24 protein-coding genes are annotated in these 23562 nt (G+C 52.3%); 18 read left to right on the top strand and 6 right to left on the bottom strand.

The genetic code is table 11. From position 1 onward, the window contains the following. Positions 1-183: 183 nt before the first annotated feature. Entirely contained in the window at positions 184-618 is a 435-nt protein-coding gene (locus ACTHPM_RS15050) for a hypothetical protein (RefSeq protein WP_440395560.1), read from the bottom strand. A 398-nt stretch (positions 619-1016) separates the two neighbouring features. Here ACTHPM_RS15050 and ACTHPM_RS15045 point away from each other — a divergent pair, with 398 nt between their 5' ends. Next, entirely contained in the window at positions 1017-1601 is a 585-nt protein-coding gene (locus tag ACTHPM_RS15045) for a hypothetical protein (RefSeq protein WP_440395561.1), read from the top strand. A 77-nt stretch (positions 1602-1678) separates the two neighbouring features. Here the strand turns inward: ACTHPM_RS15045 and ACTHPM_RS15040 are convergent, their stop codons facing one another. Then, positions 1679-2317, bottom strand: a complete 639-nt coding sequence (locus tag ACTHPM_RS15040; protein WP_440395562.1) for a MarR family winged helix-turn-helix transcriptional regulator — start codon at positions 2315-2317, stop codon at positions 1679-1681. Positions 2318-2436: 119 nt separating this feature from the next. Between ACTHPM_RS15040 and ACTHPM_RS15035 the strand changes: the two genes are divergently transcribed. The 5 genes from ACTHPM_RS15035 to ACTHPM_RS15015 all read left to right on the top strand — a co-directional run bounded on the left by ACTHPM_RS15035 (position 2437) and on the right by ACTHPM_RS15015 (position 8429). Next, a complete protein-coding gene (locus tag ACTHPM_RS15035) occupies positions 2437-4278 on the top strand; it encodes an ABC transporter ATP-binding protein (protein WP_440395563.1) in 1842 nt (613 codons plus the stop codon). A 128-nt stretch (positions 4279-4406) separates the two neighbouring features. Continuing rightward, entirely contained in the window at positions 4407-5474 is a 1068-nt protein-coding gene (locus tag ACTHPM_RS15030; RefSeq protein ID WP_440395564.1) for a fatty acid desaturase, read from the top strand. A 63-nt stretch (positions 5475-5537) separates the two neighbouring features. Further along, the gene (locus ACTHPM_RS15025; protein ID WP_440395565.1) at positions 5538-6680 is read left to right on the top strand and encodes a sensor histidine kinase; all 1143 of its coding nucleotides are present in this window, start codon (positions 5538-5540) and stop codon (positions 6678-6680) included. Further along, entirely contained in the window at positions 6677-7276 is a 600-nt protein-coding gene (locus ACTHPM_RS15020; RefSeq protein ID WP_440395566.1) for a response regulator, read from the top strand. Before ACTHPM_RS15025 ends, ACTHPM_RS15020 begins: the two co-directional genes overlap by 4 nt. A 172-nt stretch (positions 7277-7448) precedes the next feature. Then, positions 7449-8429 carry an N-acetyltransferase family protein gene (locus tag ACTHPM_RS15015; RefSeq protein ID WP_440395567.1) on the top strand — a complete coding sequence of 327 codons (981 nt, stop codon included), beginning with the start codon at positions 7449-7451 and terminating at the stop codon, positions 8427-8429. Positions 8430-8523: 94 nt separating this feature from the next. Here the strand turns inward: ACTHPM_RS15015 and ACTHPM_RS15010 are convergent, their stop codons facing one another. Continuing rightward, positions 8524-8757 carry a hypothetical protein gene (locus ACTHPM_RS15010; RefSeq protein WP_440395568.1) on the bottom strand — a complete coding sequence of 78 codons (234 nt, stop codon included), beginning with the start codon at positions 8755-8757 and terminating at the stop codon, positions 8524-8526. Between the two features lie 111 nt (positions 8758-8868). Here ACTHPM_RS15010 and ACTHPM_RS15005 point away from each other — a divergent pair, with 111 nt between their 5' ends. The 10 genes from ACTHPM_RS15005 (at position 8869) to ACTHPM_RS14960 (ending at position 18813) form a co-directional block, all read left to right on the top strand. After that, positions 8869-9051: a YwbE family protein gene (locus ACTHPM_RS15005; protein ID WP_440395569.1), complete on the top strand. Its 183-nt coding sequence runs from the start codon at positions 8869-8871 to the stop codon at positions 9049-9051. Between the two features lie 138 nt (positions 9052-9189). Continuing rightward, positions 9190-9687, top strand: coding sequence for a PH domain-containing protein (locus tag ACTHPM_RS15000; protein ID WP_440395570.1), 498 nt, complete (start codon positions 9190-9192; stop codon positions 9685-9687). Positions 9688-9694: 7 nt separating this feature from the next. Continuing rightward, positions 9695-11149 carry a PH domain-containing protein gene (locus ACTHPM_RS14995; RefSeq protein WP_440421591.1) on the top strand — a complete coding sequence of 485 codons (1455 nt, stop codon included), beginning with the start codon at positions 9695-9697 and terminating at the stop codon, positions 11147-11149. A gap of 195 nt (positions 11150-11344) precedes the next feature. Then, positions 11345-11536, top strand: a complete 192-nt coding sequence (locus ACTHPM_RS14990; protein WP_440395572.1) for a WYL domain-containing protein — start codon at positions 11345-11347, stop codon at positions 11534-11536. Positions 11537-11549: 13 nt separating this feature from the next. Next, complete coding sequence (locus ACTHPM_RS14985) at positions 11550-11852, top strand: hypothetical protein (protein WP_440395573.1); 303 nt, start codon at positions 11550-11552, stop codon at positions 11850-11852. 357 nt (positions 11853-12209) lie between these two features. Next, complete coding sequence (locus ACTHPM_RS14980; protein WP_440395574.1) at positions 12210-15248, top strand: family 10 glycosylhydrolase; 3039 nt, start codon at positions 12210-12212, stop codon at positions 15246-15248. Positions 15249-15469: 221 nt separating this feature from the next. Further along, positions 15470-16414, top strand: coding sequence for a ring-cleaving dioxygenase (locus ACTHPM_RS14975; protein ID WP_440396230.1), 945 nt, complete (start codon positions 15470-15472; stop codon positions 16412-16414). Continuing rightward, entirely contained in the window at positions 16414-17025 is a 612-nt protein-coding gene (locus ACTHPM_RS14970; RefSeq protein ID WP_440396231.1) for a flavin reductase family protein, read from the top strand. Before ACTHPM_RS14975 ends, ACTHPM_RS14970 begins: the two co-directional genes overlap by 1 nt. A 102-nt stretch (positions 17026-17127) precedes the next feature. Further along, positions 17128-18249 (top strand): glycosyltransferase family 61 protein, encoded by a 1122-nt coding sequence (locus tag ACTHPM_RS14965; protein WP_440395575.1) that lies wholly within the window; start codon positions 17128-17130, stop codon positions 18247-18249. Positions 18250-18384: 135 nt separating this feature from the next. Continuing rightward, positions 18385-18813 carry a VOC family protein gene (locus tag ACTHPM_RS14960; RefSeq protein WP_440395576.1) on the top strand — a complete coding sequence of 143 codons (429 nt, stop codon included), beginning with the start codon at positions 18385-18387 and terminating at the stop codon, positions 18811-18813. A gap of 62 nt (positions 18814-18875) precedes the next feature. Here ACTHPM_RS14960 and ACTHPM_RS14955 read toward each other — a convergent pair whose 3' ends face one another. After that, positions 18876-19343 (bottom strand): hypothetical protein, encoded by a 468-nt coding sequence (locus ACTHPM_RS14955; RefSeq protein WP_440395577.1) that lies wholly within the window; start codon positions 19341-19343, stop codon positions 18876-18878. A 137-nt stretch (positions 19344-19480) separates the two neighbouring features. Between ACTHPM_RS14955 and ACTHPM_RS14950 the strand changes: the two genes are divergently transcribed. Together ACTHPM_RS14950 and ACTHPM_RS14945 are read left to right on the top strand one after the other, a co-directional pair. Next, positions 19481-19765, top strand: coding sequence for a hypothetical protein (locus tag ACTHPM_RS14950; RefSeq protein WP_440395578.1), 285 nt, complete (start codon positions 19481-19483; stop codon positions 19763-19765). Between the two features lie 72 nt (positions 19766-19837). Next, positions 19838-20740: a phosphatidylinositol-specific phospholipase C/glycerophosphodiester phosphodiesterase family protein gene (locus ACTHPM_RS14945; protein WP_440395579.1), complete on the top strand. Its 903-nt coding sequence runs from the start codon at positions 19838-19840 to the stop codon at positions 20738-20740. Between the two features lie 81 nt (positions 20741-20821). Here the strand turns inward: ACTHPM_RS14945 and ACTHPM_RS14940 are convergent, their stop codons facing one another. Next, the gene (locus tag ACTHPM_RS14940; RefSeq protein ID WP_440395580.1) at positions 20822-21262 is read right to left on the bottom strand and encodes a hypothetical protein; all 441 of its coding nucleotides are present in this window, start codon (positions 21260-21262) and stop codon (positions 20822-20824) included. A 22-nt stretch (positions 21263-21284) separates the two neighbouring features. Further along, positions 21285-23513, bottom strand: coding sequence for an MMPL family transporter (locus ACTHPM_RS14935; RefSeq protein ID WP_440395581.1), 2229 nt, complete (start codon positions 23511-23513; stop codon positions 21285-21287). Positions 23514-23562: the final 49 nt, after the last annotated feature.

Below are 23562 nucleotides of genomic sequence, written 5' to 3'. Positions count from 1 at the left end.
TGTTTTTAGTTAGAGTGCATGGGGATTTCCTCGATCAGTTCAGCCCCTCGCTTCTTGGCGTTTCCTAATCAAAAAAATATTGTTTTGCATGTAGGAGGAAATCCAATCGCAAACAGGCAACTCTATCTAGCACCTTGAATTTCTAGTATGCTCAGTATCTAAATCTTCTGTATCCCTGACTCATTAATCGGAGTAGGCTGCGGCAATCATGCTTTCCGGGCCGATCCGAGTCGGAAGTATATCTATTTCAGCCGCGGTACTGATGAATGCTTGATATATAAGGAAACCAGCAGGCGGGTGGGAGTCTGATCCATTTAATGTGATAACTGTATTGGCAATAGCAGGTTGGAAGGGCAAGCTTGTCGTTGCACTGTAGATTGTTGTAGGAACACCATCAACAACACGATGTACTGTTATAGTAACCGGGGTACTTTCGGGTGATACGATTAGAGAGACCATAGAAGTAACAGTGAACTGCACCTCCAAGTTTGGTCCTGCAGTAGTTGCGTTAAGCCCTAACGTAGCGAAGAGAGTTGGTGTACTTGTCACAGGTATCGAAATGGAATCTGTCACCGAAGAATTCATGGAAATCTGACTATCTATTAATCTGTTTGGCAATGGATAACCCTCCTTTCTGAAGCCATTTTATGCGGAGAGAACCATATGTAGAACGAAGAACGCAATGTTAATTCTACAAGCCCTTATTTTTATTGTCCAACTAAGTGTGGCCGATCCATCCCACAAAATGATACAGGATTTTAAAAGGGGCGATTTCTATGAGTTAAATGCAAACCATACGATTGAATATATTAGACCATAGATGCCTAAGAGTCCCAATATACAAATAAGCACGATTAGAATCACTAGCTTTTTACCACTCACGGATACACCTCCAAATAGAATATATCACGAGAATTGGTTGTTTAACCATAAATATCCTGATAGAGGTGTGTCCTGGTTATCCCATACAGGCTCCGCTTCCAGAAGAGGAGGGGTGTTGGCGTGCTTTCGGCCACATGGTAAACTTAGGAAAAATTGAAAGCCAGGGGGCTTCCATGAAAAAATCAATACTTATTACGATCGTAATTTTCATCATATTGGCAGGGTGCAGCAGTGGTAAGAAAGCGGAAAGCATCTCCAAAGAAGATTTAGGCATTATTCAAATGGATAGCGGCAAAAGAATCGTTTACGGAATGAGTCGGGAAGAGTCTGAGAAGATATTGGGTACCGGCGAAAAGTCGGATATGGGGAAGTATAAATACGAATCCGGAGTTTCCGTTTTTTATAGAAACGACAGCGTCGCGGCCATATTTTTGGATGAAGAATCCAAGGAGAAATATACAACAACCCACGATGTTGAAATCGGAATGCTGAAACAAGAAGTCGTCAAAGCTTATGGTGAGAAGTATGTCCCAAGTCCGTCTGAAATGAATTTGGACTATGTATATGATACGAACACGAACACATTTTTAAATGGGTACAACACAATAAAAGCCAAAGATGCGGAAAGTTTTTATACGATTTCCTCCACGTTTGATGAAAATGGAAAGCTTCAACGTATCCTGTTACTCGATTGTTTGTTTGCCATTTTCATGGAGTAATCGCTATATATTATTGAAGAAGCCTCTCAGACGTTCGACTGAGAGGCCTTTTTACATTCTCAGAGAGCCTTAAAACCTTAATTGTGCCCATGATCCTTCCCGGAGCGCGGACCACCGAAGCGTTCGTCACCCGGAGCTCTGTCTGGTCCCCATCCAAAAGCCGGAAAGCCCTTCGTTCGGTGAAACCGGAAGCCGTGAGGCCCTTTGCCGTGCGGCCGATGATGTCCGTGTCCGCCCCAGAAATCCCCGCGGCCATGCTCAGAGGAGGCTCCATTCCCGAGCTGCTGTTCCATCTGACCGATTAAGCGATTCAGGTATTCGCTGAGCTTGGCTTGCTCATCTTCGTTCAGGCAATCGAAAAGCTTGTTCTCATCCTGCTGCCGCTGTTCGAGCTGGTTGGCGGCTTCCGCTCCGGCTTCGGTCAGCTTCACGTTCATGACCCTGCGGTCGTCCTCTGACGGGGCTCTCGTGATTAAGCCATTCCGCTCCAGTTTGGCGAGGAGCTCGCCTAGAGATTGATTCCGCATATTGAGCAGGTACGTCAGCTCCTTCTGCGTAATTTCGGGTTTTATTTTCAGAAGCGCGAGCACCCGTCCTTGTCCCCGGTGGGGATCTCCGAAATGCTCCTGATCCCCGCGGACATGAAACTGATATCTGCGCAGCATCATCATAAACTGGAATATTTGTTCCATTAAGCTTGCGTTGTTTTCGTTCATGGCTCGTTCCTCCTTGTTATGCAGGCACCTGAAAATCAGGTACCTTGACATAATCATACAGGTACCTTATTATCGAGTCAATAGGAGATCAATATTTTATAATCATAGGGGGATGAGCCATGTCTAAAATGTATGGGGGAGGCATGCCGGGTGCGGGCTTTGGCCGGATGAAATTCGATGACAGCCAGCAGAAGCCCAATATTTCGAAGGCCATGCTTCTGCGCATTTTCAACTATTTCAAACCGTATTGGAAGCAGACGATGCTGGTACTATCGATATTGTTGGTTTCGTCTATATTGGGGCTCCTGCCGCCCATTCTGATCCAGCGGATCGTCGATCACGCGCTTCCGGACAAGAATATGAGGCTTCTGGTGGAGCTAGTACTGATTTCGCTCGGAACCACGGTCGCAGCTGGGCTGCTCGGCGTGTTGCAGAGCTATTTAAATTCATTTATCTCCCAGAGCATCGTGTACGATATGAAAAATCAGATGTACGCCCATTTGCAGCGGATGCCGCTGGGATTTTTCTCCGCCGTGAAGCAGGGTGAAGTGATTACCCGGATGACGAGCGATATTTCGGGCATTCAAGGTGTTTTCAACAGCACGGTGATTAATTTTGCCAGCAATCTGTTCGTGCTGTCCACCACGGTCGCTACGCTGTTCATCATGAACTGGAAGCTTGCCATCATTGGTATATTGATCGTGCCGTTGTTTATTATACCGACCAGAAAAATGGGCAACGTGCGATGGAAGCTGGCCAAGCAGACGCAGGAAAAAATGTCCGAACAAAACCATATCATTCAGGAAACGCTGAGCATCAGCGGTTATCTATTGATGAAGCTGTTTACGCGTGAAGAGAAGGAGTATGACAGCTTCAGAACCGTTAACCGGGAGTCGACGCGGCTCCAGATCCGCGAATCCATGGCCGGACGCTGGTTCATGATGATTCTGACTACGTTTACGAGCCTGGGACCGATGCTGATTTATCTCTACGGAGGGTATCTGTTTATTCAGGGGGAAATCACGGTCGGAGCGATTATCAGCTTCGTGGCGCTGCTGGGCCGGATTTACGGTCCTTTCGGCCAGATGACGAATCTGTACGTGGAGATTAAACGGTCGGTGGCGCTCTTTGAACGGATTTTTGATTATTTTGATATGAAGCCCGGCATTGTTAATCATCCTGATGCCCGTGCAGTGGATTTGACCAAGCAGGATATCGTTTTTGAAGACGTCTGTTTTGCTTATCAGAAGGATAAACAGGCGCTGCAGAACATTTCGTTCACCGCGGCGCCGGGTACGATGACGGCCCTCGTCGGTCCAAGCGGAGCCGGGAAAACGACCATCACCAATCTGATTCCGCGGCTTTACGAGATCGATGCCGGAAGCATCCGGATCGGCGGAACGGATATCCGCGACATGACGCTGGAATCTTTGCGGTCGCAGATCGGTCTCGTCACCCAGGACAGCTACCTGTTCAACGGGACGATCCGGGAGAATTTGCTGTACGCCTGCAGCGAAGCAAGCGAGGAAGAGATGATTCAAGCCTGCCAAGCAGCATATATTCATGACTTCATCATGGAGCTTCCGGATGGTTACGACGCGGTCGTCGGGAACCGGGGGATCAAATTGTCGGGAGGCGAGAAGCAGAGAATATCCATTGCGAGAGTTCTCTTGAAGAACCCGTCCATCATTATTATGGATGAAGCTACGTCATCGCTGGACACGGCATCGGAATATTACATTCAAAAAGCGATGCATCTCCTTCTGCAGGACAAAACCAGCATCGTGATCGCCCACCGTCTCTCCACGATCATGGCTGCCGATAAGATTCTTGTGGTGAAGGATGGGGCTATTATTGAAGAAGGAAACCATGAGGAACTTTTGCTGAACAACGGGGTGTATACGGATCTGCACAGCAAGCAGTTTGAACGATTCAGCACCGATTTGCACTCGACTATATGACATTTGTCATACTCCCTACCTGATGTTCATGACTACCGGGTCCGAAGGTTGTTACCTATACTGAGGATAGAAGACGATCATGGGTACGCCGTGGCGGCCTTCATGCATCCACTCAGGGAGGAAGACATATGACGACCGAATCGAAAGTTAGGAATTTAAGAAAAGAGATGGCTCCCTTTGAAAATAGCAATGCGAAGTCGAGCATCTGGCAGATCGTATCGACGATCGGGCCCGTGTTATTGCTCTGGTACTTCGCCTATTTAAGCTTGTCCGTATCGTATTGGATCACCCTTCCCATTCTGATCATCGCATCGGGGTTCGTGATCCGGACGTTCATCATATTCCATGACTGTTGTCATTATTCGTTCTTTCAGAACCGGCGGGCGAACGAAATTCTCGGCACCATAACGGGTGTTCTCACGCTGGTTCCGTACCAGCAGTGGAAAAACTCGCATGCCATTCATCATGCCACCAGCAGCAACCTGGATAAGCGGGGGATCGGCGATATGTGGGTGATGACGGTGGATGAATATGCCGCCGCTTCTTGGATTTGCCGCGTCGCTTACCGCTTTTATCGCCATCCGGTGGTCATGCTTGGTCTTGGACCGATTTTCGTGTTTGTTCTGTCCTACCGTTTTAACCGCAAAGGAGCGAAGCGGAAGGAGCGGCTGAACACATATGTCATGAATGCTTTGATTGCGATCCTGTATGCATTGCTCTGCTGGGCCGTTGGATGGCAGGCATTCGTGATGATTCAGCTTCCCGTCATTTTCGTATCCGGCATGCTCGGCATATGGTTGTTCTATGTTCAGCATCAGTTTGAGGATTCTTATTTCGAACATGAAGACGAGTGGAGCTACGTGAAGGCGGCGGTGGAAGGAAGCTCGTACTATAAGCTGCCCAAATTGCTGCAATGGTTAACGGGAAACATCGGCTTCCACCATGTGCATCATCTGAGCCCGAAGGTTCCCAATTACAACCTGGAGAAGGCCCATAATTCGACGCCGCCGCTGCAGAAGGCCACGACGATTACGCTGCTTACCAGCTTGGCTTCTCTGCGATTCCGTCTGTGGGATGAGCAGAATAAGACTTTTATTAGCTTCAAGCAATTTAAAAAGTTCAACAGTTCCATGCCAAAAGCCAAACGTGAGACGAAACCCGTTCCCAGCCCGAGGGCAAGCATACAGGGGGAATAACCTCCCGTTACCTCAGTATGATACAATAAACGTAACTATCGCGCATGCCATGGAGGAACCGCCTTGCAGAAATGGTATCAAATTTTCCACAGGAGCACAGGACTTAGCCCTTATGTCTGGGTCGTCTTCTATATTCTCCCGTTCTATTTCATTTTCCGGTCTTCGTCGATGGTTCATGTGGTATTCGGCGTTTTGATGATACTGGCCTTTTTTGGATGTTATGTGCTGTCCTTTGTTTCAAGGGGCTGGCTGGTATACTTTTGGACATCCATCCAGATGCTGATTTCGATCGCGATGACGCTGCTTTTCGGTTATGTATATTTCGCGCTCTTCGTCGCCTTCTTTATCGGCAACCTCCACCATCGGGTCGGATTCGTGGTCCTGTATATCCTTCATCTGGTCACGACGATGGCGACGATTAACTATGGTTATGTAACGAAGGATCCCGTTATGATTACGCAAATCCCGTTTGTGCTGATCAGTCTTGTTGCCGTGATCCTGCTGCCCGTTACCACATACTACCGGAACAAGCGGGGAAAACTTGAGATACAGCTGGAGGACGCCAACAAACGGATTTCCGAGCTGGTGAAGCTGGAGGAACGTCAGAGAATCGCCCGGGATCTGCACGATACGCTGGGACAGAAGCTTTCCCTTATCGGGCTGAAGAGCGATTTGGCCGGCAGATTAATGAGAACGGACCCGGCACAGGCGGAGGCCGAGATCAATGATGTGCGTCAAACGGCCCGAAACGCCCTGAACGAGGTGCGGGAAATGGTGACCAAAATGCGCGGCACGCGCCTGGAGGATGAGATGTTCCGCATCAAGCAGATCCTTAAGGCAGCCGAGATTGAATTCATGCTGACAGGAGATCCGATCCTGAACAACACATCGCTTCTGGTCGAAAATGTGCTCAGCATGTGTTTAAAGGAAGCGGTAACGAATGTGGTTAAGCATAGCAATGCTACGGTCTGCTCGATCATCATCGATTCGTCAACAACGGAGCTGACGATTCACATTATGGACAATGGAATTGGTATGAGCGGTGAGTGCCTATCGGCCAAAGGCAGTGGGCTGCGCGGCATGAAAGAACGGCTGGAATTCGTGAACGGCTGTTTGGAGGTGGCGCGGGATCAGGAGGCAGGAACGAGAATTACCGTAAAAGTGCCGAACATCGTGAAACATCCGAATAAGGAGGTGGTACTGTGATTCGAATCGTTATTGCCGAAGATCAGCGGATGGTGCTTGGCGCGCTTGCTTCGCTGGTCAATCTGGAAGAAGATATGCAGGTCGTGGGCCAGGCAAGCAATGGAGAGGATGCCGTGAGGCTGGTACACGAATTGAAGCCGGATATTTGCATCATGGATATCGAGATGCCGGGGAAAAGCGGGCTTGAAGCCGCCGAGGAGCTGAAGGGCAGCGGCTGCAAAGTGATGATCCTGACGACTTTTGCGCGGTTCGGATATTTTGAACGGGCCATTAAAGCCGGAGCGAACGGATATCTGCTGAAAGACAGCCCCAGCGAGGAATTGGCAGAGTCCATACGGAGTATCATGGCAGGGAAGCGAATCTACGCCTCGGAGCTGGTAGATGAGGCTTCTGGAGAGGAGAATCCGCTGACCCAGCGGGAGAAGGACGTCATCGGGCTGATCGCGGACGGGAGAAACACGAAGGAAATCGCGAGTCAATTGTATATCACGCAAGGAACCGTGAGAAACTATATTTCCGTCATTCTCGATAAACTCCAGGTCACGAACCGGGTGGAAGCCATTACGCGGTTTAAAGAGAAGGGCTGGTTTAAATGACCGTGAAACTAGAATAAACCGTCAGGTACGATGCTTCATGTACTTGACGGTTTTTTGCTGCCGAGGAAGCGAAAGATTATTTTGGTATAACTAAAATTTACACTGAAAGGGTAGAGCAGGAATGAGATAATGATGCAGAAGGTTACTTTTAAATGATGGAGGGGAACAACCCTTGTCTAATTTTACGATTCGCCCGTTACGCAGCGAAGATTACCCTGCAGCCGCCTCGCTGCTCAATCTGATCTGGTCGGTGCCTACGACGGCCCGGCAGCTGCAGGCCGAAGAGGAGAGCATTCCGCCGGGCCAGCTGCATTATAACGACGACGGCCAGCTGATGGGCTGGGACCGCCCCAAGTGGGTGGCGGAGAATGAGCAGGGGGAGGTCATCGGATATACGATCATTTGGCGCGCCCCATGGAGTGAGCCCGGGAATCTGCATCTCACCCTGATCGTTCATCCGGAGGAACGCGGCCGCGGAGCCGGCAGGGCCTTGTACGAAGAAGCAAGCCTATGGGCTCGGCAGGTCAAGGCCTCCAGCATGGTCTGCTTTATGAAGGAGGATGATGAAGCTTCATTAGGGTTTGCGCAGCGGCGCAGTTACATCCGGGAGCGGCATACCTTCGAATCCGTGCTGGATCTTTCTTCCTTTGCCAGTGAAGCCTTATTTCCGTGCATCGGCACGGCCGAGCAGTCCGGCATTCAGTTCGTGACACTGGCGGATGAGCCCGGCGAGGAGAGCGAACGAAAGCTTCATGAGCTGTACCGCATAACCCACCAGGATATCCCGGGGTTCAATGAGGATTTTCCCTGGTTCGAAGAGTGGAGAAAATGGAACCTGGAAATACCGGGCGTGCGGCCGGAATACGTACATATCGCCAAAGACGACGAACGTTATGTGGGGGTAGTGACGCTGCAGCAGAATGAGCAAAACGATGCGATGTACCACCAATATACCGGCGTTCTGCCGGAATACCGGGGACGGAGGCTTGGTCTGGCGCTGAAGCTTATGGGCATACGGACAGCACGTGCCGCCGGGGCAGCCTCCCTGAGAACGCATAACGATTCGATGAACGCTCCGATGCTTCGCATCAACCGCGACCTGCTTGGATTCATCGCGGTGCCGGGGAATTACAAAATGGTTCGTACGCTTTGATACACTTCCTCAGCCTCAGTCGCAGTCTCAGACTTGTAAGACCGTTCTCTTACACGACAAAAGCTGCCACAAGGCAGCTTTTTTTGTTTGTCGATTACATCCCGTTTTCACCTTTTTGAATCCATTCGCCGAACTGCTTCATGGCTTTCTCGCTATGCACGTATTTATACGTTTTGCCGTCCTCATAATGGAAAATCGCGGCGCTGTCCTCGTCGCCCTCGATTTCGGACGAGATCGACAGGATGCGCTCGACGTCGAGCAGCTTGAAATTGCCCTGTTCATCTTCGGCCGGTATGGCTTGTTGCTTTGGTTCTTCTTCCATGTTCATGATGCAGCCTCCAAATCCGTTTTGTCCTTATTGTACCCGAACGGAAAAGCATTTGCATTTATGATATGATATAAGGAATCAGAAAGGGTAGTGATCCGCATGGAACCGCATATGATCCGGGCAAATATCAAGCCGGGAATGACCGTAGAGGTCGTCAAGAAAGAAGACCAACGCACGGGCAAGCGCACGCAGGGCATCGTCCAAAAGCTGCTGACCAATTCGCCGAACCATACCCGAGGCATTAAAGTGAGGCTGACCGACGGCACTGTGGGGCGGGTGCAGGCGATTTTATAGAACAAACGCGGAAGTTTCTTAACATCCGAAGACTATCGTTAGATAGTCTTTTTTTTAGATGAGCAGGGGAGAAGCGGCGTTTTGGCGGAATGTATGAACGAGTCGCCCGCAAATGATAATGGATCCGGAGTGATGGATGTGGCTGAATGGAATTCAGGGGACAGGACAATTTTTACGAATATCGACATGAAGGTCATGGCCGCCCGAAGAACCGAGGGATGGGTTACACTCGGCATTTATACGGTTATCGTCATCGTGTTGTGGTGGTTGACCCTGCGCTACGAATGGTATTTTTGGTTCGTGGGGGCCGCGATGCTGTGGACCCTCGTTTCCATTCCGTTTGAATTGATATGGCTGCCGAGGCTTAAATATTCGACATGGAAATACAGCATCAACGAGTATGAGGTAGAGCTTTGGCATGGTGTGATCCGCAGAAAAAGGACGCTGATTCCGATGGTGCGCATTCAGCATGTGGATGCCAAGCAAGGACCTATTTTGAGGCGGTACGGCTTGTTTACGGTCACCTTTTCGACGGCCGCGGGGAGTCACGAAATTCCGGCATTGACCGAGGAAACGGCCGAGGCCGTACGCCGAAAAATAGCCGAGCTGGCAAGGATCGGTGATGAGGATGTCTGAGGCAGCCATGAACCGTCTGCATCCGGTCTCCATGCTGTATTTTGCCGTTTCATCCCTTAAAGAATCCCTATCCTACACCTGGGTGATTCCGCTCTTATTCGTACTATTTAAAAGCAAAAGCAGCCAATCGCCCTGGTTTATCGCCGCCGCGGTTCTTTTGCTGTTGCTGGTCATTTTATCCGTGGGCTGGCTTCGCTGGAAAAGCTTCGTATATCAGGTGAACCCCGGCTCCATCTATGTCAAAAGCGGCATCTGGGTCAAGAAGGAACGCTGGATCACGCCGGAACGCGTGCAATCAGTAGACTCCACGGTCCGCGTCTACGACCGTTTGTTCCACACGATCACGCTCACGCTGGAGGCAGCGGGGGGCGAAAAGTCGGGCATGGTGCTGAGCTGCATCTCGCAAGAGGAAGAGGAGCGCATTCGCGGGGTGCTTCTGCAAAAGCCATCTCCGGGTGCAGATGCAGCCGGGCAGGTGCCGTCCGAGGAGGCCCGGATAACGGCTGTGGATTTAAGCGAGCAGATCGGCATCCCCTTGAGGGATCTGATGCTGCATAGCACGCTGTCGCCGAAGTTTGGCATTACGTTCGTGCTGCTATTTTCCGGGCTGATGAAGATTTGGGACGGATCGAGGCGGGACGCCGAAGCCTTGTTCGCGAAGCTCCCGCTCTGGCTCGGTCCGTACTGGATCCTATACAGTTTGCTCCTGCTGGCCGCCGTATCCTGGATCATCTCCTTGTCGATAACGCTGGTGGGCGATTATCGGTTCACGCTGCGCCGGGAGGAAGACGAATTGTGCATCGAACGCGGCCTTCTCGAGAAGAAAAAAACGACGATCCGACAGAAACGCATTCAAAGCATTCTGATCGTCCAGCGGCCGCTTCAGCGTCTCCTCGGACTCGTATCTATTCAGGCTGTCGTGATCCGGGGAGGCGAGAAGGAAGAGAGCAGGAAAACGTCCGTGCTGATGCCGATCCTGAAAGCGAAGGAAGTGCCCGTTTTTTTAAGAATGTATACGGAGTACCGGCTGACAGACTCGTACCGGCATTTGGATAAGAAGTCTTGGCGGCATTACGTCGTCCTTCCGTTCTTCGTCGGCCTGCTGGTCTGTGTTCCCATCGTTCTGTGGGTACCGAGGCCTTATGGTGGACTGGGACTGCTTATACCCATCCTCGCTTTCATCCTTGGATGGATGGAATTCAAGCATGTGGGCTGGTGGATCGAAGAGGATCAAATGAGCATCCGTTACGGTACATTGTCGCGGAGAATGGTGATTATGCACAGGAATCGGATCCAGTGGTCCCGGACGACGCAAACTGTACTGCAAAGGAGAAGAGGGCTTGCTTCCTTCAAGGCGGCCATGGCATCGGGAAAAGATGCGATGAAGGTGTCATTGAGACATGTGCCGGCGAATGAGGCGTCCAAAGCAATGGTATGGACCCAAAGCAAGAAACCTACGTAAGAAAGAGAATTTTCAACATTCTGTTTCGAATAGGATGCGCTTGGCACCAGCAGTTGATCCCCTCGATAAAAGGCCTGCTTCCGTTTAATAACGGTTGCAGGGCCTTTTTATTTTTTTGGAAGCAAGTTACCATTGATTAAAGAACAAATGTTCGGTTAAAATATAAGAACAAGAGTTCTGATTGGAGGGGCTGTCATGCCGGAAAAATACATTGGTCAACGTGTTGAAATCGTATATCTGGACCGTGAAGGTAAGATCACACAGCGCAAGATTGAGGTCAAAGGAATCCGCAGCGGGCTTGTGCGCGCCACATGTTTGCAAACGGGAGCGCCGCGGACCTTTCGCCTGGACCGCATTCTGGCATGGCAGCCCGCCAAAATTGCGTAAGGAGTGACAGCCGATGCTGGCGGATATCGAACGGAAAATTCTTCGCATTCTTTTCAATTATTTGAGCGGACGGCGCAGGCTGCCGACGATTCACGAACTGGAGATCAAAACGGGGAAACGCAAGGAGGTCATCCTGCAATCGCTGCGCGAGCTGGAACGGCTGCAGTACATCGAATGGCAGAACAAAGCCGATATGCAGAGCATCGTGATCATTGAGAAGTGGGAGCGGAAAGAGCCGGCGCAGGCAATAGAGCAGAAGAAGCGGAGCCAGCCGGTCATCAGGGAAGGGAATACCGATTACTGGACCCAATACTAAGGCCAATGGAACCAGGCCGCATAAGCATGCGGCCTTTCAAAAACTCGAAATAGGTCTGATAATGGCAGAAAAATGATTTAATTCTTTGTAGTAAAATTTTAATATGCATTATATAATTAAAACATATTTTCAAGAAAGTGGGTGGTTTGGACTTCGTCATATTTCAACGCGCTTGAAACCGGCAAGGACAACTTAACGAATGGGAAAGGAAGTGCATGTATGATCAACCAGGCATCATGGTTTGTCAGGCCTCTTCGGGTAATGCTCATCATAAGTTTAATTGTAAGCGCATTCATATACTGCGTCCCGAGCAATGTTAACGGGATGGCCGCAGAGGAGGAAGTTAGTGGAGAGCAAGTGGGGATCCCTCAGCAGGAAGGCGCAGCGGTAACCGAACCAGGGAGAACGGAGGGGACAGGTGATCCCGCCGGAACGGATTCGGCTTATAGCGACAGCGAATCGGAGGGGACGGAACCAGGCGAAGCGCCGGTGAGCCCCACAGAAGAAGCTGTGCCTGTGAACGAAGAAAGTGAGGAAGCGGTGGGCAGCACGGAAGCGGCCGGCCCTGTGACCGCACCGGACCAGCAGGCTGCTGCGGACAGCGCATGGACGAAAGTCTTTGAAGATTTCGAAGACATATCCGATCTCAGGGTGACCTCGGTGAAGGCGAACGCGGCTGTACTTGTGCCATCGGAGCGTCCCGGTCCGGTTAAGTATGGCCTGAAGGCCGGCAGGCTGAATTATGATTTTACGAATAACGACGGCACCTCGGCGGCTTACATACGCTTTAAGGCACCCGACGGAAAAGACGGCCGTGAAATGCCGGGCACCCCGAAGAAAATCGGATTCTGGGTCTTTGGCGAGGATCAAAAGCACTGGATCCGCGGACAAATTCAGGATGGTAAAGGAGCACTGTACACGCTCGATTTTACCGGGAGCAGCGAGGTGCTGAACGGCTGGCGCTATGTGACAGCCAACATACCGGCGGTCTCGTATCCTATGAAATTCAATTATATTTATCTGGTCGAGACCGGAACCAAGACGTCGGGTTCCCTCTACGTAGACCAGGTAAGCATGCTCTATGAGGACACCGACGTCTTCGCTGTGGAATGGTCCGGGGTTAAACCGCTGGGCATCGGTGAGTCCGTGCAGGCAAGCGTGCTTGTGACCCGCAAGGGGGATGCTTCCCCGCAGTCTGCCGAGAACGAAAGCATTGCCTTTTCGAGCAGCAACGAGTCCGTGGCGACCGTGGACGCAGAGGGGACCGTTACGGCTCTTGCCGCCGGGGAATCGCTGCTGACCGCGACGTATCAGAATAAGTATTCGACCGTGTACCGGCTGACGGTAACGCCAAGCCCGGCCGTGCCGGAACGGATTCTGATCGAGGGGCCGACCTCTTTGGTATTGACCGAGACGGCCGATCTGAAGGCATTTGCTTTTTATGGAAGCGGCGAGCCAGTGGAGATCACGACGGAAGCTTCATTCGAAGTTCCGGACGGCAACGGCGTTGCCGAAATAACGGGGCGGCAGATCAGAGCCCTGCAGGTAGGAGAGACAGCTGTGACAGCCAAATATGAAGGCCATGAAGCAGGCTATACGGTGCAGGTAAAGGCCGGAGAATTGAAGAGCATTGAAATCTCGAACGTGTTCTCCGCCATCGTGGGCGAGGACACGCCTGCGGCTAAAGTGATCGGGGATTACAAAGTCGAAGGCAAAAAGGAAATCACGACGGGCATTACGTTCGGCAGTACGAACAGCCAAGCCGCTGTCATTGACCCGGTTACGGGAGCCATAACGGCCGTAGCGCCAGGAACGACGATGATTACGGCGGAGGCATCCGGCAAAAAAGCGCAGCAGCTCCTCGTGGTGACGAATCCGGCAGCGCATCCGAAACGCGAGCTTCGGGGCGCCTGGATCTCCACAGTGGAGAACATCGATTGGCCAACGAAAAACGTATTTGATCCCAAGCAGCAGCGTCAGGATTTCGTGGAGCTGCTGGATGATCTGAAGCAAACAGGCATCAATGCGGTTTTCGTGCAGGTCAGGCCGACGAGCGATTCTTTCTTTCCATCGGAGTATTTTCCATGGTCCCATTGGCTGACGGGGGAACAGGGGAAGGCGCCGAGCGACGGCTACGATCCATTGAAATTCATGGTCGACGAAGCGCATAAACGGAATCTCGAATTCCACGCCTGGATCAACCCGTACCGCATCAGCATGCATGATAACCCGGAGCTGCTTGCGGCGAATCACCCGGCACGGCTTCATCCGGACTGGGTGGTCAAGAACGGCGGCAAATTGTACTTTAACCCGGCCATCCCCGAAGCCCAGGATTACATTATCGGCGGCGTGAAGGAAATCGTTCGGAACTATGACGTCGACGGCATTCATATGGATGATTACTTCTATCCGTATCCGGGGAATGAAGCGTTTAACGATGCCAAAGAGTATGACGCCTATAAAAACGGCGGGGGAACCTTGGAGCTGGGCGACTGGCGACGGGACAACGTCAATACGATCGTGAAAGGCCTGAATACGGAGATTAAGAGAATCAAGCCTTACGTGAAATTCGGCATCAGCCCGTTCGGCATTTGGCGCAACAAGGGCACCGACCCGACGGGATCCGAAACGAACGGCCAGCAGAATTATGACGGCCTGTACGCCGATACGAGAACCTGGATGAAGCAGGGCTGGGTCGATTACTTGGCGCCGCAGATCTACTGGCATTTCGGATACTCGGCAGCAGCCTATGAAAAGCTGATCGATTGGTGGACGAAAGAGATCAACGGGGAAAACGATCAATCCGGCAAGCATAACGTGCAGCTCTACATCGGAATGGCCCCTTACCGTGTGGGTCAAGACAATTGGACGAATCCCGACCAGCTGCCGGCACAGCTGAGGTTCAACAATGATCATGGGGAGGATGTGTCCGGCAACATCCTGTTCAGCAGCAAGGATTTTCTGGCCAATCCCCTTGGGGTCAGGGATGCCGTTGCCTCGATGTATTCCAATCAGGCCTTGGTTCCCGTCATGCCTTGGCTGCCGGATATGACCCCGGCTGCGCCGAAGCTGACAGGACTGAAGGGTGACGGCAAATCCACCATGGAAATTACGTGGAAAGATACGGAAAACGCCGCCAAACCTGCCTACTACGCGATTTACCGCGTGAAGGGCAAAACGGCAATCAATCCGGACGACTCCTTCCAGCTCGTGGCTACGGTCAGAAGAACCGAAACGAAGGAGCAGGTATACAAGCTGGTCAGCCCTGAGCCGAACAAGGAATATACTTATGCCGTGACGGCGCTGAGCAGGCTGCATCAGGAAAGCGGGGTCAGCAATGCCCTGACAGGCCGCGCCGATGACCACCGGCGGGTCCGGGAGCATAAGGAGAAGTAAGCGCAGCCATGGAACGAGTCCTTGGCTTCATATTCATTGAAGCCAAGGACCCGTTTAATATGGAAACGAAAAAGGATGTTGACAATTGACTCCAAATATAATATCTTAATATTAAGATAAACAAATCGCAGAAATATGTAAGCTATAAGTCTGGATCGCTATGACTTATATACCTTTATTTTAAGATAAAATGATTCCTTAGGAGCTGAACGAACATGAACATGAAAACCGCAGGCATTCACCACATTACCGCTTTTGTCAGAGATCCGCAGCAAACGGTCGATTTCTACGCAGGCATTCTCGGATTGCGCCTCGTCAAACAAACCGTTAACTTTGATGCGCCGGAGGTGTACCATCTGTATTTGGGAAATGGTGAGGGGAGTCCCGGTACGATTATCACGTTCTTCCCTTGGCCTAGATCCCGGCAAGGACGCGTGGGAGGCGGACAGGTGGGCGTCACGACGTTTGCCGTTCCAACCGGAACGCTCTCTTTCTGGGAACAACGGTTGGCGGATTATCACGTTTCTTATGAGAAAACAACCCGATTCTCCGAGGAGTATCTGGCCTTCCGCGATGAAGACGGGCTTCAGCTCGAAATCGTGGAGCGCGAGGAAGGCAAGCTGAGCTCCTGGTCTTTTGGGGGGATTCCTACGGACAAGGCCATTAAAGGCTTTGGCGGGGCAATTCTGTACAGTATGGCTCCAGAACAGACAGCTCAACTGCTTCAGCAGGTGATGGGTCTTGATAGAGTCGGACAGGAAGGGGCGTATGTACGTTTCAAATCGTTCGGCGATCTGGGAAATATCATCGATGTCAATGTCACCCCGATGGAGCGCGGTACGGGTGGAGCAGGGACCGTTCACCATATCGCATGGCGCGCCGCAGACGATCTCCAGCATGAGCAGTGGAGAGAGCATGTGCAGGGGCACGGCTTGCAGGTGACGCCGATCGTGGACCGCCAATATTTTAACGCGCTGTACTTCCGGGAGACGGGCGGCATCCAGTTCGAAATCGCGACGGACCCTCCGGGATTCGCGCGGGACGAGGATCCGGACCAGCTAGGCGAGAAGCTAATGCTGCCTGCATGGTATGAGGAGCGGCGGACGGAGATCGAAGCGAAGCTGACGCCGTTTGAGGTTCGCGAATTGGAGGGGACTGCCAAATGATGATTTCAATCGATCCACAGAAGCAAAGTGAACGCGACAATTACAAGCTGCTTACCGGGAGCATCATCCCCAGGCCCGTCGCCTGGGTAAGCACGCTTACCGAGAACGGAAAGGTGAATGCGGCGCCATTCAGCTATTTCAATCTTGTGACCGCAGACCCGCCCATGATCTCGGTTTCCGTGCAGCGTAAGCAGGGGATTTCGAAGGATACGGCAAGGAATGCAATGCGGGAGGGTGCCTTCGTCGTGCATATCGGAGACGAGTCTTCGATCGGTAAACTGAACCTGACTGCAGCCAGCCTGCCGCCGGATCAAAGCGAAGTGGAGCTTGCCGGTCTGACGCAGGTCCCAAGCGAAGCGGTTCGCGTACCAGGCATTGCCGAAGCCAAAATACGTTTAGAATGTATACTGGAACGCTCCATTCCGCTCGGCGGATCGGAGGAGCTGCCAGGGACGGATTTGCTCATCGGACGCGTCGTGCGATTTCATGTGGAAGAGGCCGTGCTAGACCATGGACGCGTGCTCGCCGATGTTCTGCAGCCTGTCAGCCGTTTGGCGGGGAACAGCTATGCCAAGCTTGGCGAGACGTTCTCCCTGGACCGGCCGCAATAAGCCCTTTTTCACCGGCTTGGGTGCTCGGACAAAGGCATGCCACATACAATACCGTAGCGCCTGCATCGCGCGTAGACTCAGGAAAAAGGTGAGCATACCGTTATGGACCCATCAGAGACGATGCCTTGCGGTTATTTTGAATATACAAAGGATTGGATACGTGATGTTCAGCGCCGAGAAGACTCCCGGGTTGCCTTCCAGCTTTTTGATTTTGGGGGTGAAGCGGATTTTCATGCACCTCGCAGTGTAGAGCCATGGATCCATCCTTATTTGACCGCCTACCGCATGAAGCCGGAAGACGGCTTTGTGGCAAGCATTCCGGAGGGAAGGATATGGGGCCAATCCGGAGCCGTGTTGACGCCGGACGGCAAGCTGCTGGGCGACGTATCCCCGGAATACGACGAAGTCCTGAATGCCATGCTGGCAACGGAGCGGCATCCGATTTTCCGGCAGCGGAATCTTCCCGGCCTCCAGAAGATCGGCGGAACGACGGCTGCGCTCGCATACTGCGGCGGCTACAATTATTTTCATTGGATGTACGACGTCATAGCCAGGTGGGGCATGCTGATCGAAAGCGGCATCGCTTACGACCAAGTGGTCGTGAATGCCAATCCGTACCGGGCGTTCGTCGGGGAGACGCTGGCGATGCTCGGCGTGGCCGAGGATAAGCTCGTCCGTACGCATCCCGGCTTGTATCTGCAATCTGAGCGCCTGGTCGTGCCTTCTTTGATCATGTCCTCCCATTATCCGCAGTGGGCTACAGGCATGCTGCGCAAGCTGTTCCTGCCGAATCAGGAAACAAATGGTCCGCCGCATGAACGGATTTATGTATGCCGCCAAAGGGCATCGGTCCGGCGCGTTATTAATGAACCGGAAATCATCGAGTTTTTAAGGGAGCTCGGCTTCCATTCTCTTCTGCTTGAAGATATGAGCACCGCCGAGCAAATCGGCCTGTTTGCTTCCGCTCGGGTCATCGTAGGGGCGCATGGAGCGGGTCTGACCAATCTGGCCTTTTGTCACCCCGGAACAAAGGTGATCGAAATGTTCCATCCCGGTCATGTCATGCCCGTGTACTGGATGATCAGCAATCATAATCAGCTGGATTACTACATGATGTATGGCCGGGAGGCGTCAGTGGAGGGCGCTGGTTTTGCCGGGCTGGAGGATATTCGAATCGATATCGGTACGCTACGAAAGACGCTTCAGTTGGCCGGAGTCGGATAGCGGGACCTCCCGCTGTTCGCCGGCAATGGAAATGAATTTTCTTGCGACTTCGCTGTCTGCCTTATCTTCAACAGCGTTGCAGGCTATAATGAAAACGAAAAGCTTGTACTCAAGATGAAAAGGGAGGATACCGACATGAGTTTGAAAATCGCGCCGTATATTGTACTCGACGGAAACTGCGCCGAGGCGGTGGCATTTTACGAGAAGGTGCTTGGAGCAACTAATTTAGGGGTTCAGCGGTTTGGCGATATGCCGGGGGATGGCGGCCGTCCGCTGCCTGAGGAAGCGAAGAACCGCGTGCTGCATGCCGCACTGGAATTTGATGGCCAATTGCTGCTGTTCTCGGATACCTTCCCGGGCAACCCGTTTCAACTGGGTGATCAACTCAGCATTGCCTTGATGACGACGGATCTGGAACGTCTGAAGTCGATTTTTCTTGCTCTTTCCGATGGCGGACAAGTCCAAATGGAGCTGCAGGAAACGTTCTGGAGTCCATCCTTCGGCATGGTTCGCGACCGGTTCGGCATCACGTGGCAGCTGAGCGGCGAAGGGGCAGCAGGATAGTCGGAGCCGAACATACAGAAGGACCGGTGCAGCCGGTCCTTTTCTTGTGCCGAAGCCTTTCCTTAAATGGCCGTATAATCATCGTAATATTCCTCGGAATTGTACATTTCCTTCAGCTCAAGGCAGCTGATATCATAGCTGATGCGGGAAAGATCAGCATCCTCCGTTAACAGCAGGTTTTGACCGGAGACCCGTTCCGTCAGCACGCAGGTGAAAATGCCCCGGGCCGCAGCCGTCACTTTACCCAGCTGGGTTCCTCCGCTCCAGACGGCAAGGCCGTAGCCCATTTCCACGGCAATTTCCGGCGTACCGGCGGCAGAGAGCGTCATCGAAATGAACTCCGGCGGATCGCTGTCGAACACCTCCAAGTCATCGAAGAACGCGTCATCCCCCTTCACGGCGCAAACCCGGATGAAGGTCTGCAGGAACAGGTCCTTATGTTTCGGATTTTCGATATATTCGGCGCTCATTTCCCAGATCTGGTCGAGAAGCTGCTCATTTCGGAGCAGGTTATCCTTCCATAGCTCCACGCTTCATCCTCCTAACTTTTCCATATGGACTCATAAGCTTGATCATATCCGGTGTGTAGAAAATGCGCAAATAAGCGCAACTTTTTTCCATATATAGGGTAAGATTAGAGGAAGTCGAATGCTGGGGGCTCTCTACAATGGCCAAGATGACGAAGCTTCTTGTAATGCTGCTGGTGCTCCAACAGATCATATCTGGCTGTGCTGATCAGGGAACGCGTTTTGAGGTCGAAGGTGAGATTAAACGCATTGATCACGAGCGGAAAATCCTTTATATCGACGGGTTTGAAGTACGGACGAAGAATGTGGAGTATTACCGGAAAGGCGATCATATCAAGGCGGCTTTGAGCAGTCCTTACCCGGATAACGATGTCTATGTACCCGATAAAACGACGACGATCAGCATCGAGAAGGTGAGCAAGTAGTTTCGACATCATTCATGCTTGAGTGCTACCGCAAAACCGAAACCATGTTTACGAAAACAACAGGAGGTTGGAATGAAAAAACTGATTACTGCACTGCCGCCGCTGCTGGTGATTTGCCTGCTGTCATTGGGCACTCCCGCTTTTGCCGCCAAATGGACGGACTACAATCTGGTCGCCCATGCGCTCGGGGGAATCGATCAAAAGGCGTATACCAATTCTTATGAAGCCTTTGAAGCCAACTACGAAAAGGGGCAGCGCATCTTTGAAGTCGATCTGCAGTTTACGTCAGACGGGTATCTCGTCGGTCGCCACGACTGGTCTGCATACGCCTTTCAGTCGCTGGGACAAGCTTTGACCCCGAATTTCACCGGGGGACCGCTGCCGCTGGCCGATATGAAAGAAATGAAGATGTTCGATAAATATAATGCGCTGGAATTCAGCGAGATTATAGACTTGATGCATGAGTACCCGGACGTATACTTCGTTACCGATACGAAAAGCACGGATCAGGCGACGGTAACGGCGCAGTTCAGGGAAATCGTGGAGCTTGCGAACGAGGACCCCTATATGCTGGAGCGCATTATTCCGCAAATTTATAACGAAAGCATGTATGGGATGATCGAGAAGGTGTTCCCTTTTGAATCCTATATTTATACGTTGTATCAGACCTACGATTCTAACCAAAAGGTGCTCCAGTTCGTAAAAAATCATAAAAAAATTACCGCCGTCACGATGCCCGAATGGAGAGCCAATGTCAGCTTCGTCAGCAGCTTGAAAAAAAGCAATAAGCTCGCCTTCGTCCATACGATCAACGATCCGGACGTCATGGCCAAGTATAAGGCAAGAGGCGTGCATGGGTTTTACACCGATTTCGTCACCCCGGAAGACCTCAAGGTCTATTACGCGAAAAAAGCGCAGGAGACCGCGGCCAAGACGGCCAAAGCGTCAGCGTCCAAGTCGGGGAATAAGGCTTAGGGAAAGCCTCGGGCCGGATAGGTGAATAAGAAAAAGCCGCTTCCCAGCATGCAAGCTGGGAAGCGGCTTTTGGCGTTTCGATTATATTTTCAAGCTCACCACAAGCACGACGCCGAGAATAAGCACCATCAGAGCGGTCATCGTCGTCAGGTATCCCGTGACTTTCACGGGCTGACCTCCGGCATGTTTCAGCTTTTTCTTTACCTTGCTGCCGAGGATGCCGGTAACGATCAAGGACAAGAGTGCGATCGTGCCGCCGCCCTTTTCCATAATGTCCAGCCAGAGCGGCTTGGTACCGGAGCCCATTTTCAGGATCAGATACACGCCGCTGCCGAGCACAAGCACGGCACCCGGATGGGCCAGATAGCTGAAGATGCTGAGGCTTTTGCGTGCGAGCAGGTTGGAGTCGGCGGATGCGCCGAGCTGTGTGCGGAGCAGGCCGATCATCGCAATAACGACGATCAATCCCCCCACCCAGGCGAGCAAGCCTCCCAAATGCAGAAATAGCATAAATCCAAACATGGTATTTCCTCCTTCATGTCGTTTATTCCGGACGCACCGGAAGATTGTTTTGGTGAACGGCATTTCGCTTACTGCCACCGATGAGCGCCAATATGGCGGGCAGCAGCATGCCGCGTACCAGGAAGGTATCGATCAGAATCCCCATCGCCATCAGAATGCCGAACAGGAACAGTTCCTGCAGCGGCTGCGTAATGAGTACGCAGAAGGTGGCTGCGAGAATGATGCCAGCGGAAGAGATGACGCCGCCCGTCAGCGAGACGCCCCGTTGAACGGCTTGCTTCCACTCATATTTTTGGGCTTCCTCCCGGATGCGGGATACGAGCATAATGTTGTAATCCACGCCAAGCGCGATCAGGAAGACAAAGGTGTATACCGGCAGGCGGTAGCTGACGGAATCGTAACCCAGGAACCCGTGAAAGATGAGCCAGCCAAGTCCCATGGTGCCTGCATAGGACAGGAGCATGGTCATAATCATGGTGGCGGCCATCTTGACGGAGCGGGCCTGGAAGGCCAGCATCACGGCAATGGACAGCGTAATCAGCGTGAATAGTACGGTCGTGTCCCGCTGGTTCATGATCCGAACGTCGAGCTGCTCAGCCGTTTGTCCGGCAAAGTGCAGGGAAACCTGCTCCGGTGCAAATCCGCTTTCCTTCAGCAGTCTGCCGCTGTCCTTGCGAAGCTGGGCGAGTTTATCCAGAGCCGCAGGATCATACGGATTGTCCTCCAGCGTGAGCTGAAGCTTGATGGCCTTCCCGGAGCCGGACAGCATCTTGTCCGGAAGCTGGCCGCTGCTTACCTGCTGCGGTGTTAGCTGTGGCGATACGGCGCTGATTCGGCCTTCGGATTTCAGATTTTCGCCAAGCAACGTCAACTTCTTGATGAAATCCGCATTTACGTCCAGCTTGTGCCCGGATTGCAGCACGACGCTAACCGGAGCCAGCTGTCCCGGCGGGAAACGTTCCTCCAGAATATCGAAGCCCTGTCTGGATGAAATATCAGCCGGGAACGACTTCATGATGTTGAAGGAATATTTCATGCCGAACAGGTTGGCGGATGAGGCCAGCAGCAGGACCAGCAGAACGCCTGCGGTGAAGGCCGGCTTCCGGGTGACGAAGGAGCCGATACGGTTCCATATGCTTTCCTTCTTGGCCTGTGCGGCTTCGGTGCCTGCCTTCGGAACGAAAGGCCAGAACGCTTTGCGGCCAACAAGGGTAAAGAGGGCCGGGATGAGCGTGACCCCGCCGATGAGAATGACGACCAGAGCAATGGAAAAGACGGGTGCGAAATGGTTATAAGGCTTAAAGATCGCCGTGAACAGAATCACCATCGCCATCAGCACGGTGCCGCCGCTGAACAGGATCGGCTCGGCGACATGCGTAAGCGCCTGCTGCATCGCATCATGCTTGGATTCGGCCCGGCGCAGCTCCTCGCGGAAGCGGGCGATGACGAACAGGCAGTAGTCGGTCAGCACCGCAAAGAGCAGGATCATCATGATCGACAAGGACTGCTTTTCGACCACGAACCAGCCGAGCTTCCCGCCGAGTCCGAGAATCCGGTCAACGACCAGATAAACCATGCCGGAGATGAGTAAGGGCATGATGGCCAGCAGCGGCGAACGGTAAATCACGATCAGAATGATGAGAATCAGCACGACGGTAGCCAGCATCAGCACAAAGTCGGCATTTTTGAACAGCGTGGTCGTGTCCGAAGCGATGCCGGCCGGGCCGGTAATTTCAATCTGCAGGCTGCCGTTTTGCATGTTGTTCACATGGTCGCGGATTTGCTGCAGCGTATCGTACGTTTGATCGGATTCGAGATCCTTTTGCAGACTGACGTTCAGGAGCAGCGTGGTTTGATCCTCGGAGAACATCTGGTCCTGCACGTTTCTCGGCAGCTGATGAAAGGGGAGCGAAGCCGATACATACGGCGGCTTCTCCTTGGACGAGAGCCACTTGCTGACTTCGGTAACGGCATTTCGGTCTGCTTCCGAGATTGTATTGGGGTCATGGAAGACGAGCAGGGCGGTGAGTCCATCCTTGGAAGGGAACTGCTCATCCATGATTTGCTGCGCAACCGCGGAAGGCGTGTCGTTATGCACGCTGCCTTCGCCGCTGTTGACGGCATAGGGTTTGGAACCCGGGGCAGCCAGACTAAGTACAAGTATGATGACAATCCAGCCGATCAGTATGGTCCAAGCACCTTTACGGCTGCTGACGAATTGAGTGAATGTTTTCGCAAACTGTTTCAACATGGCCTGAAGCCTCCTGTTTTTAGGTTCAAGGCCATTGTAGTGAAGTTGT

The organism is Paenibacillus sp. SAFN-054 (assembly GCF_051966755.1).
Taxonomy (GTDB): domain Bacteria; phylum Bacillota; class Bacilli; order Paenibacillales; family Paenibacillaceae; genus Paenibacillus_AQ.
The sequence above is the reverse complement of the archived record's forward strand: the minus strand, read 5'-3'. Positions and strand labels throughout refer to the sequence as shown.

What these genes read in the sequence shown, in the direction of transcription:
- ACTHPM_RS14975 (WP_440396230.1), top strand. Translation starts at nt 15,470, where the DNA reads ATGAAAACCGCAGGCATTCACCACATTACCGCTTTTGTCAGAGATCCG.
- ACTHPM_RS14990 (WP_440395572.1), top strand. Translation starts at nt 11,345, where the DNA reads ATGCCGGAAAAATACATTGGTCAACGTGTTGAAATCGTATATCTGGAC.
- ACTHPM_RS14965 (WP_440395575.1), top strand. Translation starts at nt 17,128, where the DNA reads ATGGACCCATCAGAGACGATGCCTTGCGGTTATTTTGAATATACAAAG.
- ACTHPM_RS14950 (WP_440395578.1), top strand. Translation starts at nt 19,481, where the DNA reads ATGGCCAAGATGACGAAGCTTCTTGTAATGCTGCTGGTGCTCCAACAG.
- ACTHPM_RS14985 (WP_440395573.1), top strand. Translation starts at nt 11,550, where the DNA reads ATGCTGGCGGATATCGAACGGAAAATTCTTCGCATTCTTTTCAATTAT.
- ACTHPM_RS14960 (WP_440395576.1), top strand. Translation starts at nt 18,385, where the DNA reads ATGAGTTTGAAAATCGCGCCGTATATTGTACTCGACGGAAACTGCGCC.
- ACTHPM_RS15005 (WP_440395569.1), top strand. Translation starts at nt 8,869, where the DNA reads ATGATCCGGGCAAATATCAAGCCGGGAATGACCGTAGAGGTCGTCAAG.
- ACTHPM_RS15035 (WP_440395563.1), top strand. Translation starts at nt 2,437, where the DNA reads ATGTCTAAAATGTATGGGGGAGGCATGCCGGGTGCGGGCTTTGGCCGG.
- ACTHPM_RS15030 (WP_440395564.1), top strand. Translation starts at nt 4,407, where the DNA reads ATGACGACCGAATCGAAAGTTAGGAATTTAAGAAAAGAGATGGCTCCC.
- ACTHPM_RS15010 (WP_440395568.1), bottom strand. Translation starts at nt 8,757, where the DNA reads ATGAACATGGAAGAAGAACCAAAGCAACAAGCCATACCGGCCGAAGAT.
- ACTHPM_RS14970 (WP_440396231.1), top strand. Translation starts at nt 16,414, where the DNA reads ATGATTTCAATCGATCCACAGAAGCAAAGTGAACGCGACAATTACAAG.
- ACTHPM_RS15040 (WP_440395562.1), bottom strand. Translation starts at nt 2,317, where the DNA reads ATGAACGAAAACAACGCAAGCTTAATGGAACAAATATTCCAGTTTATG.
- ACTHPM_RS14940 (WP_440395580.1), bottom strand. Translation starts at nt 21,262, where the DNA reads ATGTTTGGATTTATGCTATTTCTGCATTTGGGAGGCTTGCTCGCCTGG.
- ACTHPM_RS14995 (WP_440421591.1), top strand. Translation starts at nt 9,695, where the DNA reads ATGAACCGTCTGCATCCGGTCTCCATGCTGTATTTTGCCGTTTCATCC.
- ACTHPM_RS14935 (WP_440395581.1), bottom strand. Translation starts at nt 23,513, where the DNA reads ATGTTGAAACAGTTTGCGAAAACATTCACTCAATTCGTCAGCAGCCGT.
- ACTHPM_RS15045 (WP_440395561.1), top strand. Translation starts at nt 1,017, where the DNA reads ATGGTAAACTTAGGAAAAATTGAAAGCCAGGGGGCTTCCATGAAAAAA.
- ACTHPM_RS14945 (WP_440395579.1), top strand. Translation starts at nt 19,838, where the DNA reads ATGAAAAAACTGATTACTGCACTGCCGCCGCTGCTGGTGATTTGCCTG.